Raw genomic sequence first — 16,162 nt, 5'->3', positions numbered from 1 at the left:
CATGAGCCAGACCGAGAACCAGAAGGCCAAGCGCATCCCGCGCGGCAAGGACGCCTCCACCACGCGTCGCCTTTCGAAGACGCGTCGTCACTTCCGCCTCCGCAAGAAGATCTCCGGCACCGCCGAGCGTCCCCGCCTCGTCGTCAACCGGTCCTCGCGCCACCTGCACGTGCAGCTGGTCGACGACCTGACGGGCACCACTCTCGCCGCAGCGTCGTCCATCGAACCCGATGTGCGCGCTCTCGAGGGCGACAAGAAGGCTCGCGGCGCGAAGGTCGGTCAGCTGATCGCCGAGCGCGCGAAGGCTGCCGGCGTGGAAGCCGTGGTCTTCGACCGCGGTGGCCACACCTACAGCGGACGCATCGCGGCCCTCGCGGACGCGGCTCGCGAAAGCGGGTTGAAGTTCTGATGACCATTTTCTCGAACGGAAGGAACGCCTGATGCCGGGACGTCAGCGGCGTGACGGCGGCAACGGCCCCGCCGGACAGAACCCCAACAGCGGTGACAACCGTGGCGGTCGCGACCGCCGCGACCGCGACTCGCGCGGCGGCAACGCTGCCGAGAAGTCGAACTACATCGAGCGTGTCGTCTCGATCAACCGTGTGTCGAAGGTCGTCAAGGGCGGTCGTCGCTTCAGCTTCACCGCTCTGGTGATCGTGGGCGACGGCAACGGCCTGGTCGGCGTCGGCTACGGCAAGGCCAAGGAAGTTCCCGCGGCCATCCAGAAGGGTGTCGAGGAAGCTCGCAAGAACTTCTTCCGCGTCCCGCTCATCGGCGGAACCATCACCCACCCCGTCCAGGGAGAGGCTGCAGCCGGTGTCGTCCTGCTGCGTCCGGCTTCCCCCGGTACCGGTGTCATCGCCGGTGGCGCTGTGCGCGCGGTGCTGGAGTGTGCGGGTGTCCACGACATCCTGTCGAAGTCGCTCGGCTCCGACAACGCCATCAATGTGGTGCACGCGACGGTTGCGGCCCTCAAGGGTCTGCAGCGTCCCGAGGAAGTCGCGGCTCGCCGTGGCCTCACCCTCGAGGAAGTTGCCCCCGCCGGCATGCTGCGCGCACGTGCACAGGCTGCTGGGAGCGTGAAGTAATGGCAGAGCTGAAGATCACCCAGATCAAGAGCACCATCGGGGCCAAGTCGAATCAGCGCGACAGCCTCCGGACCCTCGGTCTGCGGAAGATCCGCCAGTCCGTCGTCCGCGAGGACAATGCGCAGAATCGTGGCCTCATCAACGTGGTGCGTCACCTCGTCACCGTTGAGGAGGTCTGAGAATGACCATCAAGCTGCATCACCTGCGCCCGGCTCCGGGTGCGAAGACGGACAAGACCCGCGTCGGACGCGGTGAGGGTTCGAAGGGCAAGACCGCCGGCCGCGGTACGAAGGGCACGAAGGCACGCAAGAACGTGTCGCCGGCCTTCGAGGGTGGCCAGATGCCCATCCACATGCGTCTGCCGAAGCTCAAGGGCTTCAAGAACGCATTCCGTACCGAGTACCAGATCGTCAACGTCGGGGACATCGCTCGCGTGTTCCCCGAGGGTGGACAGATCGGTGTCGCGGACCTCGTGGCGAAGGGTCTGGTTCGCAAGAACCAGCTCGTCAAGGTCCTCGGCGAGGGCGAGCTGACGGTGGCCGTGCAGGTCACCGCCGACAAGTTCTCGGCCTCCGCTCAGGAGAAGATCGCTGCAGCCGGTGGCAGCGCGACCGTCCAGGCCTGACCTGTACTTTCGCGTGTGAGTCACGGCTGTCGAACGGCCGCGGTGCAGATACCTGCACCGCGGCCGTTCGCGCGTTCGCACCGGTGTCCCAAGCTGCGTTCGCAGCGGTGACATAGGCTACCGGGCTACGCCTCTCATCGGGGCCCACTGTTAGAGTTTCAGAGTTGTCTACCGTCCGACGGATCCCTCTCGATCCGTCGTCCCCGATCGGCCCGCCAGGAGGATCTTTGCTTTCCGCCTTCGTCTCGGCCCTCAGGACACCGGACCTGAGGCGGAAGATTCTCATCGCCCTCGGGCTCGTGGCGCTGTACCGCCTCGGTGCTACCGTGCCGTCCCCGGGCGTCGACTACGGCAACGTCCAGGCCTGTGTCGATCAGCTCGCCGGCAGCGAGCAGGCCGGCATCTACTCGCTGATCAATCTGTTCTCCGGCGGCGCGCTACTGCAGTTGTCGGTCTTCGCGATCGGCATCATGCCGTTCATCACCGCGAGCATCATCGTCCAGCTGCTCACCGTGGTCATTCCACGCTTCGAGGAACTGCGCAAGGAGGGCCAGTCCGGCCAGGCCAAGATGACGCAGTACACGCGTTATCTCGCCGTCGCGCTCGCCGTCCTGCAGGCCACCGGCATCGTCGCGCTCGCCGCCCGAGGGCAGCTGCTGCAGGGCTGCTCGGAGCCGATCCTCGCCGACGACAGCATCTTCGGGATGGTCGTCATCGTGCTGGTGATGACCGCCGGTGCCGCCGTCGTCATGTGGTTCGGTGAGCTCATCACCGAACGCGGTGTCGGCAACGGCATGTCGCTGCTGATCTTCGCCGGTATCGCGGCCGCGCTGCCGAGCGAGGGTCGCATGATCCTCGAATCCCGCGGCGGCCTCGTCTTCGCGATCGTCTGCGTCGTGGCCCTGGCCCTCATCACGGGTGTCGTGTTCATCGAGCAGGGTCAGCGCCGGATCCCGGTGCAGTACGCCAAGCGCATGGTCGGCCGTCGTATGTACGGCGGTTCGTCGACCTACCTGCCGCTGAAGGTCAACCAGGCGGGCATCATCCCCGTCATCTTCGCGTCGTCGCTGCTGTACCTGCCCAATCTCGTCGCGCAGCTCACCGGTGCCACGACGAACCCGGATCCGAGTTGGTGGCAGCGGATCATCAACGAGTACCTGGTCAATCCGAACAACCCGGTCTACATCGCGATCTACTTCGCCCTGATCGTGTTCTTCGTCTTCTTCTACGTCGCCATCACCTTCAATCCGGAGGAGCGGGCCGACGAGATGAAGAAATACGGCGGCTTCATCCCGGGCATCCGCCCCGGTCGCCCGACCGCCGAATATCTCAGTTTCGTGCTCAACCGCATCACGGTTCCGGGCTCGATCTACCTCGGCCTCATCGCGACGCTGCCGAACTTCTTCCTGTCCGGCAGCCAGACGGCCTCGAGCATCTTCGGTGGCGCCGCGGTTCTCATTCTCGTCAGTGTCGCGCTGGACACTGTCAAGCAGATCGAAAGTCAACTGATGCAGCGCAACTACGAAGGGTTCCTCAAGTGAGACTTGTACTGCTCGGTCCTCCCGGTGCCGGCAAGGGCACACAGGCCGCGATTCTGTCCGAGAAGCTCGGCGTCCCCGCCATCTCGACGGGCGATCTTTTCCGCGCGAACATCGGGCAGGGCACCCCGCTCGGCGTCGAGGCCAAGAAGTACATCGACGCGGGGGAGCTCGTTCCCGCCGAGATCACCAACAACATGGTGCGTGAGCGTCTGGCCGAGCCCGACGCCGCCAACGGCTTCCTCCTCGACGGCTTCCCGCGCAGCGTGGAGCAGGCCAAGGAACTCGAGAACATCCTGAAGGATCTCGGTGTCGAGCTCGATGGCGTGCTGTCCTTCGTCATCGACGAGGACGTCGTGGTCGAGCGCATGCTCGCCCGCGGTCGCGCCGACGACACCGAAGACGTGATCCGCAACCGTCTCCGGGTCTACCGTGAGGAGACGGCCCCGCTGCTCGACTACTACGCCGACTCGATCATCACGGTCGACGCGATCGGTGAGGTCGAGGAGATCAATTCGCGGGCTCTGTCCGCACTCGGAAAGTAGACGGGTAGTTCGACATGGGTTTCGGGCGCAAGCGCTCAGTGGTTCCGTTCCGCACCTCGGGTGAACTCGACGCGATGGCGGCGGCGGGAGCCGTGGTCGGTGCCGCACTCGTCGCAGTGCGCGAGGCCGCCAAGCCGGGCGTGAGCACCCTGGAACTCGACCAGGTGGCGGAATCGGTCATCCGCGATGCGGGGGCCGTTCCGTCCTTCCTGGGCTACCACGGCTTCACCGGTTCGATCTGTTCGTCGGTCAACGAGGTCGTCGTCCACGGCATCCCGTCGGTGTCGGTGGTGCTCGCCGAGGGCGACCTCGTGTCGATCGACTGCGGCGCGATCCTCGACGGCTGGCACGGCGACTCGGCATGGACCTTCGGGATCGGGGAGCTGTCGCAGGCCGACATCGACCTGAGCGAGGCCACCCGTCTGTCGCTCGAGGCCGGTATCGCGGCGATGCTCCCGGGCAACCGCCTGACCGACGTCTCGCATGCGATCGAGCAAGGCACGCATGCCGCCGAGAAGGTGCACGGCCGCTTGTACGGCATCGTCGACGGCTACGGCGGTCACGGTATCGGGCGCGAGATGCACATGGATCCGTTCCTCCCCAACGAAGGCAAGCCGGGCAAGGGCCCGAAGCTCGTCGTCGGATCGGTGCTCGCCGTCGAGCCGATGCTCACCCTCGGTACCTACGAGACCGAGGTCCTCGACGACGAGTGGACGGTGGTGACCGTCGACGGCAGCCGGGCCGCGCACTGGGAGCACACGGTAGCGGTCACCGAGGACGGCCCCCGTATCCTCACCGTCCGGCCGGAGTGACGCGAGCGGTCGTACTCCGCGGCGTCATACGTCGACGAGGAGCGTGACCGGTCCGTCGTTGACGAGGCTCACCTCCATGTGGGCCCCGAACTTCCCGGTCTCCACCGTCGCGCCGAGATCTCGTAGAGCGTTCGCGAACGCATCGACGAGAGGTTCGGCGATCGGGCGGGGAGCGGCGGCCGACCACGACGGACGCCTGCTCTTCCTCGTGTCGGCCATGAGCGTGAACTGGCTGACCACCAGGATCGGGGCGTCGACGTCGGAGGCGGATCGCTCGTCCTCGAGGATGCGCATCGTCCACACCTTCCGGGCGAGCGTCGCGGCCTTGGTCTCGTCGTCGTCGTGCGTGACGCCGACCAGCACGAGCAGACCGTGACCGTCTTCGGCCGGCGTGATGCGGGCCACCTCGGCTCCGTCGACCGCCACCGCCGCCGTGGTCACCCGCTGGATCAACGCCCGCACGTGCGGTCCTCCTCCTGGTCGTGGGCACGAGTGTGCCGGAGCTCATTTGTCCTGGACGGTCAACTTCCCGTACCATTGATCGGTGGTGCGCGCTGCGCTCCGATCGGTCCCGTGTCGAATTCCTTCGAATCTCGGTTCGTGTCCGGTCCCGGAGTTGCCGAGCGTCACGGTAACGGATGCCGATGCAACCACAACGCCGAACAACGGATCGCGGAGGATATGGCTAAGAAAGACGGGGCAATCGAGGTCGAGGGCCGGGTAATCGAACCGCTGCCCAATGCGATGTTCCGCATCGAGCTGGAGAACGGGCACAAGGTTCTCGCCCACATCAGCGGAAAGATGCGTCAGCACTACATTCGTATCCTTCCCGAGGACCGCGTTGTCGTGGAGCTTTCTCCCTACGACCTCACGCGTGGACGCATCGTCTACCGCTACAAGTAACGAAGCTTCCCCGGCCACACGGTCGGGGAGAATCATGTCGCCGGGCCGGCTCTGCCGTGTCCGGCGGCGCACATACAGGAGATCGGACTTACGTGAAGGTTCAGCCTAGCGTCAAGAAGATCTGCGAGAAGTGCAAGGTGATCCGCCGTAACGGTCGGGTCATGGTGATCTGCGAGAACCTGCGTCACAAGCAGCGTCAGGGCTAGATCCACCTTCGTCTCGAAGATCTGCTTGGCAACAAGCACGAAGACCTTCCAGCACCAGTCGCGTGGTTACGATCCTCGATCCGTCGAGGAGCTGCGCGATCAACCCCCGGTACGGAGGCCGGGGCCCCACTGTGTTTTTGAATCACACAGTTCTTCGACGCAGGGGACGGGCTGGGAGCAGACCTCCGCACACCGAATAGGAATGCCACATGGCACGTCTCGCAGGTGTCGATCTTCCCCGCGAAAAGCGGATGGAGATCGCACTCACGTACATCTACGGCATCGGCCGTACCCGCTCCCAGGAGATCCTCGAGGCCACGGGTGTCAACCCGGACCTGCGCAGCAAGGATCTGACGGACGAGGACCTCGCCAAGCTCCGCGAGTACATCGAGGAGAGCTACAAGGTCGAGGGTGACCTCCGTCGCGAGGTTCAGGCGGACATCCGCCGCAAGATCGAGATCGGCTGCTACCAGGGCCTGCGACACCGTCGTGGTCTGCCCGTGCGTGGACAGCGCACCAAGACCAACGCCCGCACCCGCAAGGGTCCGAAGCGCACCGTCGCAGGAAAGAAGAAGTAATGCCTCCCAAGTCACGCAGCACCGGTCCGAAGAAGACCCAGAAGGCACGGCGCAGGGACAAGAAGAACGTTCCGCACGGTGCCGCTCACATCAAGAGCACGTTCAACAACACCATCGTGTCCATCACGGACCCGCAGGGCAACGTGATCTCCTGGGCGTCCTCCGGCCACGTCGGCTTCAAGGGTTCGCGCAAGTCGACCCCGTTCGCCGCACAGCTCGCCGCCGAGAACGCCGCCCGCAAGGCGCAGGAACACGGTGTCAAGAAGGTCGACGTCTTCGTCAAGGGCCCGGGCTCGGGCCGCGAGACGGCGATCCGTTCCCTCCAGGCCGCAGGCCTCGAGGTCGGCACCATCTCCGATGTCACCCCGCAGCCCCACAACGGTTGCCGTCCGCCCAAGCGGCGTCGCGTCTAACGGGAAAGGAAGGTAAAGAAAAATGGCTCGTTATACCGGTCCCGTTACTCGTAAGTCGCGTCGTCTCCGTGTCGACCTGGTCGGAGGCGATCAGGCCTTCGAGCGTCGCCCCTACCCGCCCGGCCAGCACGGCCGCGCGCGGATCAAGGAGAGCGAGTACCTGCTCCAGCTGCAGGAGAAGCAGAAGGCCCGCTTCTCGTACGGCGTCATGGAGAAGCAGTTCCGTCGCTACTACGAAGAGGCCGCAAGCCGCCCCGGCAAGACCGGTGAGGTTCTGCTGGTCATCCTCGAGTCGCGCCTGGACAACGTCGTCTACCGTGCCGGCCTCGCCCGCACGCGTCGTCAGGCCCGCCAGCTGGTGAGCCACGGCCACTTCCTGGTCAACGGCAAGAAGGTCGACATCCCCAGCTACCGCGTCTCGCAGTACGACATCATCGATGTCCGCGAGAAGTCGCTGAGCACGCTGCCCTTCCAGGTCGCCCGCGAGACCCAGGGCGAGCGCCCGGTTCCGGGTTGGCTGCAGGTCGTCGGCCCGCGTCTGCGAGTGCTGGTCCACCAGCTCCCCGAGCGCGCGCAGATCGACATCCCGCTGCAGGAACAGCTGATCGTCGAGTACTACTCGAAGTAAGACACCTCGGTGTCGTGGTGTCCTCCGGTCCGTCCGGGCGGGAGGACACCGCTCCATTCCACTAGGGCGTCATATGGCGGACGCCCACAAGGAGGCAACAGATGCTCATCTCTCAGCGACCCGCACTGACCGAAGAGGTCATCGCTGAAAACCGCTCGAAGTTCGTCATCGAGCCGCTCGAGCCTGGCTTCGGGTACACCCTCGGCAACTCGCTTCGTCGCACCCTGCTCTCGTCGATCCCGGGCGCCGCTGTCACCAGCATCCGCATCGACGGCGTTCTCCACGAGTTCACCACCGTTCCCGGGGTGAAGGAGGATGTCACCGACATCATCCTGAACCTCAAGGGTCTCGTGGTGAGCTCCGAAGAGGACGAGCCGGTCACCATGTACGTCCGCAAGCAGGGGCCGGGCACCGTCACGGCCGGCGACATCGTGCCCCCGGCCGGTGTCACCATCCACAACCCGGATCTGCACATCGCCACCCTGAACGACAAGGGCAAGCTGGAGATCGAGCTCGTCGTCGAGCGCGGTCGCGGCTACGTTCCTGCCGTGCAGAACAAGGCGTCCGGCGCCGAGATCGGCCGTATCCCGGTCGACTCGATCTACTCGCCGGTGCTCAAGGTGACGTACAAGGTGGAAGCGACCCGCGTCGAGCAGCGCACCGACTTCGATCGGCTCATTCTCGACGTGGAGACCAAGAACTCGATCAGCGCGCGGGACGCGCTCGCCTCGGCGGGCAAGACCCTCGTGGAGCTCTTCGGTCTGGCTCGTGAGCTGAACGTCGAAGCAGAAGGCATCGAGATCGGTCCCTCGCCCGCCGAGGCCGACCACATCGCCTCCTTCGGACTTCCGATCGAGGACCTCGACCTCACGGTCCGGTCCTACAACTGCCTCAAGCGCGAAGGTGTCCACACCGTCGGCGAGCTCGTGGCACGGACGGAATCCGACCTGCTCGACATCCGCAACTTCGGCCAGAAGTCCATCGACGAGGTCAAGGTCAAGCTGCACTCGCTCGGCCTGTCCCTCAAGGACAGCCCGGCATCGTTCGACCCCAGCACCGTCGCCGGCTACGACGCCGCGACCGGTACCTGGAGCGATACCGAGGCCGGCTCCTTCGGTGACAACGACGGCAACGAGGACTACGCCGAGACCGAGCAGCTGTAGCAGCTCACGGTCCGTTACTAGGAGAAAATCATGCCCAAGCCCAAGAAGGGCGCCCGCTTCGGCGGATCGGCCTCGCATCAGAAGGCGCTCATGGCCAACCTGGCCACCGCGCTCTTCGAGCACGGCCGCATCACCACCACCGAGGCCAAGGCCAAGGCCCTGCGCCCGTACGCCGAGAAGCTCGTCACGCACGCCAAGGCCGGCACGCTGGCCTCGCGTCGTGAGGTGCTGAAGGTCATCCGCAACAAGGACGTCGTCCACTCGCTGTTCGCGGAGATCGGTCCCTCCTTCGAGGACCGCAACGGCGGTTACACCCGCATCATCAAGACGATGCCGCGCAAGGGCGACAACGCCCCCATGGCCATCATCGAGCTGGTGCGCGAGAAGACCGTCACCTCCGAGGCCGACCGCGCTCGCCGCGTCGCCGCCTCGCAGGCACCCGCCGAGGACAACGCGGTCCAGGCCGTCGAGGCCGAGGCCACCGACGCCGAGGTCGCGAACGCCGACGCCGTCGTCGAGGGTGTCGAGGACACCAACGCCACGGCTGCCGACGCACCCGAGGCGGACGAGGCCAAGAAGGACTAATCCACTTGGTTTCGGCATCTGCTGAAGCTCACGAGCCCGCCGACCCTTCCGAGGGCGGCGGGCTCGTGGCTTCTCACGAGACAACCCGTCTGCGACTCGACATCGCGTACGACGGCACCGACTTCTCCGGCTGGGCACGGCAGCCCGGACGTCGCACGGTGTGCGGGGAGATCGAGGAAAAGCTCTCCGCGATCGTCCGCACCCCCGTGCTGCTCACCGTCGCCGGTCGCACCGACGCCGGCGTGCACGCTTCCGGGCAGGTCGCCCACGTCGACGTCCCCACCGCGGTGCTGCCCGACGATCCGTCGCGCTGGGTCCGCCGTCTCGCACGGTTCCTGCCCCGCGACGTGCGGGTCACCGGGATCTCCGTCGCCCCCGAACATTTCGACGCGCGTTTCTCGGCGATCCGGCGCCACTACGAATACCGCCTCACCACAGCGGTGTACGGCGCCGAGCCGCTGCGTGCCCGCGACACCGTCGCGTGGCCGAAGGCCGTCGATCTCGATGCGATGCAACGCGCGTCGCAGTCGCTGCTCGGCCTGCACGACTTCGCCGCCTTCTGCAAGCGGCGGGAGGGTGCGACGACCGTACGTGAACTGCAGCGATACGACTGGACCCGCGAAGGCGACATCCTCACCGCCTATGTCAGCGCCGACGCCTTCTGCTGGTCGATGGTGCGCAGCCTCGTCGGCGCGGCCCTGGCCGTGGGGGAGGGGCGTCGCAGCGTCGAGTGGATGACGGCCCTGCTCGACGAACGCGAACGTGCGGCGTCCGTCGCGGTGGCACCGGCCCACGGCCTGTCACTGGTTCGCGTCGACTACCCTGCTGACGAGGAACTCGCCGCGCGCAACGCTGCGACGCGGGAGATGCGCGGGCCCATCACGCCCGGCTGTTGCGGATGAAGGGAACGAATGTGCGCGCACGACGGTTTGCGTTGATGGGGACGATCGGGGCGCTCGCCGTCTCGTCGCTGGTCCTGTCCGGTGCCGCGGTCGCCCACGCCGAGGATCTCCCGGCCGCCGCGACCGGCGAGACTCGGTCGCAGAGCGCGACTGTCGAACGCATCGAGAAGCACACCGACCGCGATTGGTCGCTGTTCGTGTACTCGCCGTCGATGGAACGCACCATCGAGCTGCAGGTGCTGCGACCGGCCGACACGAGCGCGCCGCGACCGGTCTTCTACCTGCTCAACGGTGCCGGCGGGGGACTGGACCGGGCGACCTGGCGCGAGCAGACCGACATCGTGGAGTTCTTCGGCGACAAGAACGTCAACGTCGTCACTCCGGTCGGTGGCGCGTTCAGCTACTACACCGACTGGCTCGAGGACGATCCCGTTCTCGGACGCAACAAGTGGACGACCTTCCTCACCGAGGAGATCCCGTCGGTGGTCGACGAGACGCTCGGCGCGAGCGGCCGCAACGCGATCGCCGGTGTGTCGATGTCGGCGACGTCGGCGCTGGCGCTCGCCCAGCAGGCGCCCGATCTCTACCAGGCGGTGGGTTCGTACAGCGGATGCGCCGAGACCGCCTCGGAGATCGGTTCGCGCTATGCGGAGATCGTCGTCGCGTTCGGCGGGGGCGAGGTCGAGAACATGTGGGGACCGGTCGCCGGTGAGCACTGGACGGAACAGGACGTCGTGCTCAACGCCGAGAAGCTGCGCGGCAAGGCCGTGTACGTCTCCACGAGCAGCGGTGTCCCGGGCCCGTACGAATTGAAGGCATGGGAGCAGGACGGTGTCGCCGTCCTTCCCGATGTGGCTCTGCTCGGGATCATCGAGGCCGGCGTGAACGATTGCACGACGCGACTGCGCGGTGCGCTGGACGCAGCCGGGGTCGAGGCGACCTACTCGGTCCGGCCCGACGGTACCCACACCTGGGGCTACTGGCAGGAGGCCCTGCACGAGTCGTGGCCCGTGCTCGGCGAGGCCATCGGCGCCTGAGCCGAGAGCGCTGCGCTCGATAAGACACCCGGGGGGTGAGGTCCGCGACCTCACCCCCTCGGGCGTTCTCACATGTTCGTCGGATCAGCCAGTCCAGGAACTCGAGGACGTTGCTGATGAGCGCATCGAGCGAACCGGGAAGCGGCCGAGCGCCTCGGCGATCATGCGGTGGCCCTCGGCCTCGTAGCAGTCGTCGCCCACATGGAAGGCCCACACCGCGACCGCGACCGCCGCGCGGACACGTCGGCGGAACCAGGCGTCCTCCTCACGGGGATCCTCGCCGTAGCCACGCAGGAAGGCCTGCTCGGCACCGGGGACCCGGAGGAACTCGCGTACCGCGAGCCGCTCGAAGTCCTCACCCGCCGGGCGCATCGCGGCACGCCCGAAGTCGATCACCTTCACCACACCGATGTCGTCGGCGAGCCAGTTGCGGCTCTGCCAGTCGCCGTGGGTGGGCACCAGGGTGGCCGTCGGTGTCGGCCATCCCTCGACCATCGAGCGCAATCGGCCGGCGACGTCGGGACCGATACGGTGCGGCGCCGCGAGCCACCGCAGCGTCTTCGTGTTCGCCGATCGCTCGTACCCCTCGTCCACCACATGCTCCTGGCGATGGAACTGGGCGAGCAGCGCGCCGGCCTGTTCGTAGACGTCGAGACGGGACGACGCGGCGGTGCCCAGGACGAGCCGTCCCGGAAGGTATTCCGTCACGACGAGTTTCGTCGCGCGGTCGGCGAACACCATGCGGGCGGCCCGACCGCACCGTACCCACGGAGCGGTCCACCGCTCGTGCGCGCTGATCTCGCGGCCGATGTGCCGATCCGGAGTTCCGCCCGCCTTCACGACCAGCAGCCCGTCGTCGGTGTCGACCTCGAGGACAGTGGTCGACACCAGTCCCCAACTCATGTCGGAGACCACGACGATGCGGCCGAACCGCTGCGTCAGCAGGTGGCGTTGCTGTGGAGTGAGCCGCTCCAGGGCGTCCGGCATGAAGGCACTCTAGCGATCTTTCGCCGCGAAAACCCCTGTCGCTTCCGGCTTGTGATCGTTCACCCCGCGAGGGACCGCGCGATCACGAGTCGCTGAATCTGATTGGTGCCCTCGAAGATCTGCGTGATCTTCGCGTCGCGCATGAAGCGCTCGACCGGGAAGTCGCGGGTGTAGCCGTATCCACCGAGGACCTGCACAGCGTCGGTCGTGACCTTCATGGCGGCATCCGTCGCGACGAGCTTGGCCACCGACGCCTGCCGCGAGTAGGGCAGGCCGGCGTCCTTGCGCCGGGCAGCGTCGAGATAGGTGGCGCGGGCCGAGTCGACGGCGGCGGCCATGTCGGCGAGAACGAAGCCGAGGCCCTGGTGGTCAATGATGCGCTTGCCGAAGGCCTGCCGTTCCTTGGCGTAGGCCGTCGCCTCGTCGAGGGCGGCCTGGGCCAGACCCGTCGCGACGGCGGCGATCCCCAGGCGTCCGGAATCCAGTGCGCTGAACGCGATCGGCAGTCCCTGTCCCTCGGCGCCGATCCGGCGCTCGGCCGGGACGAAGGCGTCGTCGTAGTGGGCGGAGGTGGTGGGGATGGCGTGCAGGCCCATCTTCTCCTCGGGCTTGCCGAAGGACAGGCCCTCGGTGCCGGCGGGCACGAGGAAGCACGAGATGCCCTTGCTGCCGGTGTCGGCCGTGCGGGCGAACAGGGTGTAGAAGTCGGCCTTGCCGCCGTTGGTGATCCACGCCTTCGAGCCGGTGATGCGGTAGCCGCCGTCGACGGGCTTCGCGCGGCACGCGAGGGCCGCGGCGTCGGATCCGGCCTGCGGCTCGGAGAGGCTGTACGCGCCGATGGTGTTGCCGCCAAGCATCTCCGGGAGCCACTTGTTCTTCTGCTCGTCGGTGCCGTGGGTGGCGAGCGCGAAGCACGACAGCCCGTGCACGCTCACCGCGACCGCCACGGCCGCCCAGCGGGCGCCGAGTTCCTCGAGGACCTGCAGGTAGACCTCGTAGGGCTGGTCGCCGCCGCCGAACTCCTCGGGGTACGGCAGGCTCAGCAGTCCTGCGGCGCCGAGTGCGGGGAAGACGCCCTCGGGGAAGGTCTCCTTGCGCTCGTGCTCGTCGACGCGCGGGGCGAGTACCTTGTCGGCGACGTCGCGGGTGAGGTCGATCAGGTCGTAGGCCTCGCGGGTGGGAAGCAGACGCTCGACGGGCACGGTGGTTCCTCCTGGAAGGCTGGGGACCGAAAATAGTACTGAGGACGATACTGCAGTACTGTTTTCGGTATGGCAAGAGTCGGTAGCCGGCGACCCACCGCCCGGCAGGCGCAACTGTTCGACGATCTGGTCGCGTTGTTCCTGGCAGAAGGCTTCGCACACCTGACCCTCGACGACATCGCCGCGCGCCTGCGCTGCTCGAAATCGACGCTCTACACACTCGCGGAGAACAAGGACCGGCTCGTCTACGCGGCGACCGTCCACTTCTTCAAGGGTGCCGCCGAACGGGTCGAGGCCGACGTCGCGCGGGCCGCGGACGCCCAGGCACGCATCGGCGTCTATCTCGAGGCCGTGGGGCGCGAACTCGAACCCGCCTCCACGCGGTTCATGGAGGACATCGCCCACACGCCGGTCGCGCGCGAGGTCTACGAACGCAACACCCGGTTCGCCGCCGACCGCGTCCGCCAGCTCATCTCCGAGGGAGTTGCGGCCGGCGAACTGCGCGACGTCCACGCGGCGTTCGTCGCCGACGTCGTGGCCTCGGTCATGGTGCGTATCCAGCAACGGCAGGTGGCCGAGGCAACCGGTCTCGAGGACGCACGTGCCTACCGGGAACTCGCCGCACTGCTCGCGCACGGGCTCTCGACCGCACCGCACCTACGATCGACCCTATGACCACGGCTGCACCGAACGATCCGATCCGCCTCGAGGTCGTCGTCGCGAGTGTCCGCGCCGGTCGCATCGCGCCGGTCGTCGCAGACTGGTTCGCGGCCACCGCACGGCGTCGGCCCGAGTTCGACGTCGGCGTTCTCGATCTCGCCGAGACTCCGCTCCCGCACGACCTCTCGGGCGGTCCCGACGCCGACGCCTTCACCGGTCGCATCGGTGCTGCGGACGCCTTCGTGGTGGTGACCTCCGAGTACAACCACGGCTATCCCGCCGCGCTGAAGACGGCCATCGACACCGTCAAGCACGAATGGCGCACCAAGCCGGTCGGATTCGTCTCCTACGGTGGCCTGTCGGGCGGATTGCGCGCGGTCGAGCAGTTGCGGCAGGTCGTCGTCGAGGTCCACATGGTGCCGGTGCGGCAGTCGGTGAGCTTCCACCGCGTCAAGCACGCCTTCGCGGCCGACGGCACCACCACGGACGAGGCCGCGATCGACGGCGCAGAACGCATGCTCGACCAGATCGCCTGGTGGGTCCGCACCGTCCGCGCCGGAACCGCCCTCGACCGCTATCCCGGCTGAGGCGCCGGATCCGGCATGCGCGACCGGCCGAGATGGGTGCTCTCCGCCGCGATCGTCACGAGGGTGAGAGACGTGCGTTCGCCGCCTACCGTGAGCACCACACGGCCCCCGGCCGCTCCGGGTTGGAGCAACGACACCGTGGGGCGCTCGCGCGGCCATCCGTCCGGGTGGATGTGCACGTGGATCGCGGTCGCGTGCGGCATGGACGAGGTGGGCGGGACGCCGTCGTAGACGACCGTGTCGAAATCGTGGTCGCCCGCGTACTCGCCCGCCAGACGCAGCCGGTCGGGTCCGGCCGCGGATCCGACCAGGCCGCGCCACGCACCGGACCGGTCGGTGTGGACGACGACCCGCGCCCCCACCGCTACGGCGCGGAAGACCACCTGCTGGGCGAGATACAACTCGCCCGCGATGTGGACCGAGCGGACTCCGGGACCGGTGAGACGCGCGGTGACGGCGCGACCGGCGTCGTCCGATCCGATGAGCTGCCCACACCCACCGGCCGGAAGAGCGAGGGCGTCGAGTTCCCCGCTACGCGATTCGCGCAAGGGAACCCGGTCTTCCAGTTGCGGAACCCCGAGGGGCAATGCCGCTGTGAGGAGTTCGGCGTGACGTCCGTACGCCGGGAACAGTCCGGCCACCGAGGGGACGTCCGCCTCGCGCGTGGTGAACCGTGCCAGCGCCCCGACCCGAACCGACCCGTCATCACCCGGTCGCAACCGGAGGACCAGTGTCGACGCCAAAGTTGGATGCGACCAGATCGCCGCCGTGTGGCGGCGGTCGATCCGACGTGGGTCGAAGGCGCCGCCCGAGTCGAACGCGGAGGCCAGGGCGACGTGCCGGCGCGTCGGGGCCCACTCCGTCGCCGGGACCCCGTGGGAGATGCGCAGCGCGGCCTGTTCGATCTCGCTCGCGGTGAGCAGTCGCGCACCGTACCCGGCGTCGCCGAGCGCGCGGATCACGCGCCGCGCCGCCGCGACGACGGTCCGGGCGGCACCCTCGGAGCCTCCGCCCCGACGGGCGGCAGCGGCCGCGCAGGACGTGACGTCGAGTCGGAGCACCACCCGCACCGTGCGTTCGGCCGCGGCGGGAAGCGGGCCCAGCAACTGTGCGTAGGCCTGCCCCGCGGGGGTCGAGTCGCGAACCCGGCGCCCCTGCACCACGACATCGATCCCGTCCAGGACGACGTCGTGCCGGTACAGGCAGGCGGCGATCGCGTCGAGGGGGAGCGTTCGCCCCGTCTCCTCGCTGTCGCGCCCGAGTCGGGTGATCGCACCGGCCGGTGAGAACGGTTCGAGAACCACGGTCGCGTACGGGCCGTCCCATAGCACCCCCACCGGGACTGCCGACCCGACGTGGAAGTCGCGGAGGACACCCGAGACGGAGACGTCGTCCGGGCGTCGGCGCAGAACGGTCGCGATCCATTCGGCTGTGCCGCGTCCGCCGATCCGCACGAGGCACAGCGCGGCCGGTGGCACGGCGATCGCGCAGGCCACCCACACGGACGCCCCCGACACCACCGCCAGCGTCCATACGAGGGCGGCGACGCACTGGGCACCCACGAGCCGCACGGCGACACGGCTTCTCGCATCACCTGCTGCTGTGCTGATCCGTGCACCGGTGGGCGCTGTGCTGACCCGTGCACCGGTGGGCGCTGTGCTGACCCGTGAATCCCCCGACTCGAAGACGGTTCGTTGCATCGA

The 16,162-nt window shown here is 67.5% G+C and carries 22 protein-coding genes; 18 read left to right on the top strand and 4 right to left on the bottom strand.

Annotation, left to right across the window (positions count from 1 at the left end):
- Window position 1: 1 nt before the first annotated feature.
- The 7 genes from rplR (at window position 2) to map (ending at window position 4,608) form a co-directional block, all read left to right on the top strand.
- A complete protein-coding gene (gene rplR / locus AC6CID_RS01285) occupies window positions 2-409 on the top strand; it encodes a 50S ribosomal protein L18 (RefSeq protein WP_006554595.1) in 408 nt (135 codons plus the stop codon).
- Between the two features lie 31 nt (window positions 410-440).
- On the top strand, window positions 441-1,088 hold the full coding sequence (rpsE, locus tag AC6CID_RS01280; protein WP_006554594.1) for a 30S ribosomal protein S5: 648 nt from the start codon (window positions 441-443) through the stop codon (window positions 1,086-1,088).
- Window positions 1,088-1,267, top strand: coding sequence for a 50S ribosomal protein L30 (gene rpmD, locus AC6CID_RS01275; protein ID WP_006554593.1), 180 nt, complete (start codon window positions 1,088-1,090; stop codon window positions 1,265-1,267). Before rpsE ends, rpmD begins: the two co-directional genes overlap by 1 nt.
- Window positions 1,268-1,269: 2 nt before the next feature.
- Window positions 1,270-1,713 (top strand): 50S ribosomal protein L15, encoded by a 444-nt coding sequence (gene rplO / locus AC6CID_RS01270; protein WP_006554592.1) that lies wholly within the window; start codon window positions 1,270-1,272, stop codon window positions 1,711-1,713.
- Window positions 1,714-1,940: 227 nt separating this feature from the next.
- Window positions 1,941-3,254 (top strand): preprotein translocase subunit SecY, encoded by a 1,314-nt coding sequence (gene secY / locus AC6CID_RS01265; protein WP_006554591.1) that lies wholly within the window; start codon window positions 1,941-1,943, stop codon window positions 3,252-3,254.
- The gene (locus AC6CID_RS01260; RefSeq protein ID WP_006554590.1) at window positions 3,251-3,796 is read left to right on the top strand and encodes an adenylate kinase; all 546 of its coding nucleotides are present in this window, start codon (window positions 3,251-3,253) and stop codon (window positions 3,794-3,796) included. Before secY ends, AC6CID_RS01260 begins: the two co-directional genes overlap by 4 nt.
- Window positions 3,797-3,810: 14 nt before the next feature.
- Complete coding sequence (gene map, locus AC6CID_RS01255) at window positions 3,811-4,608, top strand: type I methionyl aminopeptidase (RefSeq protein WP_006554589.1); 798 nt, start codon at window positions 3,811-3,813, stop codon at window positions 4,606-4,608.
- A gap of 24 nt (window positions 4,609-4,632) precedes the next feature.
- Here map and dtd read toward each other — a convergent pair whose 3' ends face one another.
- Window positions 4,633-5,070 (bottom strand): D-aminoacyl-tRNA deacylase, encoded by a 438-nt coding sequence (gene dtd / locus AC6CID_RS01250; protein WP_033096992.1) that lies wholly within the window; start codon window positions 5,068-5,070, stop codon window positions 4,633-4,635.
- Between the two features lie 219 nt (window positions 5,071-5,289).
- Here dtd and infA point away from each other — a divergent pair, with 219 nt between their 5' ends.
- From infA to AC6CID_RS01205, 9 genes are all read left to right on the top strand, one after another.
- The gene (gene infA, locus AC6CID_RS01245; protein ID WP_006554587.1) at window positions 5,290-5,511 is read left to right on the top strand and encodes a translation initiation factor IF-1; all 222 of its coding nucleotides are present in this window, start codon (window positions 5,290-5,292) and stop codon (window positions 5,509-5,511) included.
- Between the two features lie 92 nt (window positions 5,512-5,603).
- Complete coding sequence (gene rpmJ, locus AC6CID_RS01240; protein ID WP_003938068.1) at window positions 5,604-5,717, top strand: 50S ribosomal protein L36; 114 nt, start codon at window positions 5,604-5,606, stop codon at window positions 5,715-5,717.
- A 209-nt stretch (window positions 5,718-5,926) separates the two neighbouring features.
- Entirely contained in the window at window positions 5,927-6,295 is a 369-nt protein-coding gene (rpsM, locus tag AC6CID_RS01235) for a 30S ribosomal protein S13 (protein WP_006554586.1), read from the top strand.
- On the top strand, window positions 6,295-6,708 hold the full coding sequence (gene rpsK / locus AC6CID_RS01230) for a 30S ribosomal protein S11 (RefSeq protein WP_006554585.1): 414 nt from the start codon (window positions 6,295-6,297) through the stop codon (window positions 6,706-6,708). Before rpsM ends, rpsK begins: the two co-directional genes overlap by 1 nt.
- Window positions 6,709-6,730: 22 nt before the next feature.
- The gene (rpsD, locus tag AC6CID_RS01225) at window positions 6,731-7,336 is read left to right on the top strand and encodes a 30S ribosomal protein S4 (protein WP_006554584.1); all 606 of its coding nucleotides are present in this window, start codon (window positions 6,731-6,733) and stop codon (window positions 7,334-7,336) included.
- Between the two features lie 101 nt (window positions 7,337-7,437).
- Window positions 7,438-8,499 (top strand): DNA-directed RNA polymerase subunit alpha, encoded by a 1,062-nt coding sequence (locus AC6CID_RS01220; RefSeq protein WP_006554583.1) that lies wholly within the window; start codon window positions 7,438-7,440, stop codon window positions 8,497-8,499.
- 30 nt (window positions 8,500-8,529) lie between these two features.
- Window positions 8,530-9,084, top strand: a complete 555-nt coding sequence (gene rplQ, locus AC6CID_RS01215; protein WP_006554582.1) for a 50S ribosomal protein L17 — start codon at window positions 8,530-8,532, stop codon at window positions 9,082-9,084.
- A gap of 65 nt (window positions 9,085-9,149) precedes the next feature.
- Window positions 9,150-9,986, top strand: a complete 837-nt coding sequence (gene truA / locus AC6CID_RS01210) for a tRNA pseudouridine(38-40) synthase TruA (protein ID WP_231414039.1) — start codon at window positions 9,150-9,152, stop codon at window positions 9,984-9,986.
- 35 nt (window positions 9,987-10,021) lie between these two features.
- Entirely contained in the window at window positions 10,022-11,023 is a 1,002-nt protein-coding gene (locus AC6CID_RS01205) for an alpha/beta hydrolase (RefSeq protein ID WP_064060443.1), read from the top strand.
- 84 nt (window positions 11,024-11,107) lie between these two features.
- Here the strand turns inward: AC6CID_RS01205 and AC6CID_RS01200 are convergent, their stop codons facing one another.
- Together AC6CID_RS01200 and AC6CID_RS01195 are read right to left on the bottom strand one after the other, a co-directional pair.
- Window positions 11,108-12,010: a phosphotransferase family protein gene (locus tag AC6CID_RS01200; protein ID WP_033096995.1), complete on the bottom strand. Its 903-nt coding sequence runs from the start codon at window positions 12,008-12,010 to the stop codon at window positions 11,108-11,110.
- Between the two features lie 59 nt (window positions 12,011-12,069).
- Window positions 12,070-13,212: an acyl-CoA dehydrogenase family protein gene (locus AC6CID_RS01195; protein ID WP_033096996.1), complete on the bottom strand. Its 1,143-nt coding sequence runs from the start codon at window positions 13,210-13,212 to the stop codon at window positions 12,070-12,072.
- Between the two features lie 69 nt (window positions 13,213-13,281).
- Here AC6CID_RS01195 and AC6CID_RS01190 point away from each other — a divergent pair, with 69 nt between their 5' ends.
- Together AC6CID_RS01190 and AC6CID_RS01185 are read left to right on the top strand one after the other, a co-directional pair.
- A complete protein-coding gene (locus AC6CID_RS01190) occupies window positions 13,282-13,887 on the top strand; it encodes a TetR/AcrR family transcriptional regulator (protein WP_498353481.1) in 606 nt (201 codons plus the stop codon).
- Window positions 13,884-14,459, top strand: coding sequence for an NADPH-dependent FMN reductase (locus tag AC6CID_RS01185; RefSeq protein WP_220666889.1), 576 nt, complete (start codon window positions 13,884-13,886; stop codon window positions 14,457-14,459). The genes AC6CID_RS01190 and AC6CID_RS01185 overlap by 4 nt, the downstream gene beginning before the upstream one ends.
- On the opposite strand, the gene eccE is transcribed toward AC6CID_RS01185, so the two are convergent.
- Window positions 14,447-16,030, bottom strand: coding sequence for a type VII secretion protein EccE (gene eccE / locus AC6CID_RS01180; RefSeq protein ID WP_498353480.1), 1,584 nt, complete (start codon window positions 16,028-16,030; stop codon window positions 14,447-14,449). The genes AC6CID_RS01185 and eccE overlap by 13 nt on opposite strands.
- Window positions 16,031-16,162 lie beyond the last annotated feature (132 nt).

The organism is Rhodococcus sp. GQ147 (assembly GCF_059759155.1).
Note: the sequence above shows the minus strand (reverse complement) of the source record. Positions and strands in the feature narration are given on the sequence as shown.

Coding starts and splice junctions, on each gene's coding strand:
- rplR (WP_006554595.1), top strand. CDS start 2: ATGAGCCAGACCGAGAACCAGAAGGCCAAGCGCATCCCGCGCGGCAAG.
- rpsE (WP_006554594.1), top strand. CDS start 441: ATGCCGGGACGTCAGCGGCGTGACGGCGGCAACGGCCCCGCCGGACAG.
- rpmD (WP_006554593.1), top strand. CDS start 1,088: ATGGCAGAGCTGAAGATCACCCAGATCAAGAGCACCATCGGGGCCAAG.
- rplO (WP_006554592.1), top strand. CDS start 1,270: ATGACCATCAAGCTGCATCACCTGCGCCCGGCTCCGGGTGCGAAGACG.
- map (WP_006554589.1), top strand. CDS start 3,811: ATGGGTTTCGGGCGCAAGCGCTCAGTGGTTCCGTTCCGCACCTCGGGT.
- infA (WP_006554587.1), top strand. CDS start 5,290: ATGGCTAAGAAAGACGGGGCAATCGAGGTCGAGGGCCGGGTAATCGAA.
- rpsM (WP_006554586.1), top strand. CDS start 5,927: ATGGCACGTCTCGCAGGTGTCGATCTTCCCCGCGAAAAGCGGATGGAG.
- rpsK (WP_006554585.1), top strand. CDS start 6,295: ATGCCTCCCAAGTCACGCAGCACCGGTCCGAAGAAGACCCAGAAGGCA.
- rpsD (WP_006554584.1), top strand. CDS start 6,731: ATGGCTCGTTATACCGGTCCCGTTACTCGTAAGTCGCGTCGTCTCCGT.
- AC6CID_RS01220 (WP_006554583.1), top strand. CDS start 7,438: ATGCTCATCTCTCAGCGACCCGCACTGACCGAAGAGGTCATCGCTGAA.
- rplQ (WP_006554582.1), top strand. CDS start 8,530: ATGCCCAAGCCCAAGAAGGGCGCCCGCTTCGGCGGATCGGCCTCGCAT.
- AC6CID_RS01205 (WP_064060443.1), top strand. CDS start 10,022: ATGGGGACGATCGGGGCGCTCGCCGTCTCGTCGCTGGTCCTGTCCGGT.
- AC6CID_RS01200 (WP_033096995.1), bottom strand. CDS start 12,010: ATGCCGGACGCCCTGGAGCGGCTCACTCCACAGCAACGCCACCTGCTG.
- AC6CID_RS01190 (WP_498353481.1), top strand. CDS start 13,282: ATGGCAAGAGTCGGTAGCCGGCGACCCACCGCCCGGCAGGCGCAACTG.
- AC6CID_RS01185 (WP_220666889.1), top strand. CDS start 13,884: ATGACCACGGCTGCACCGAACGATCCGATCCGCCTCGAGGTCGTCGTC.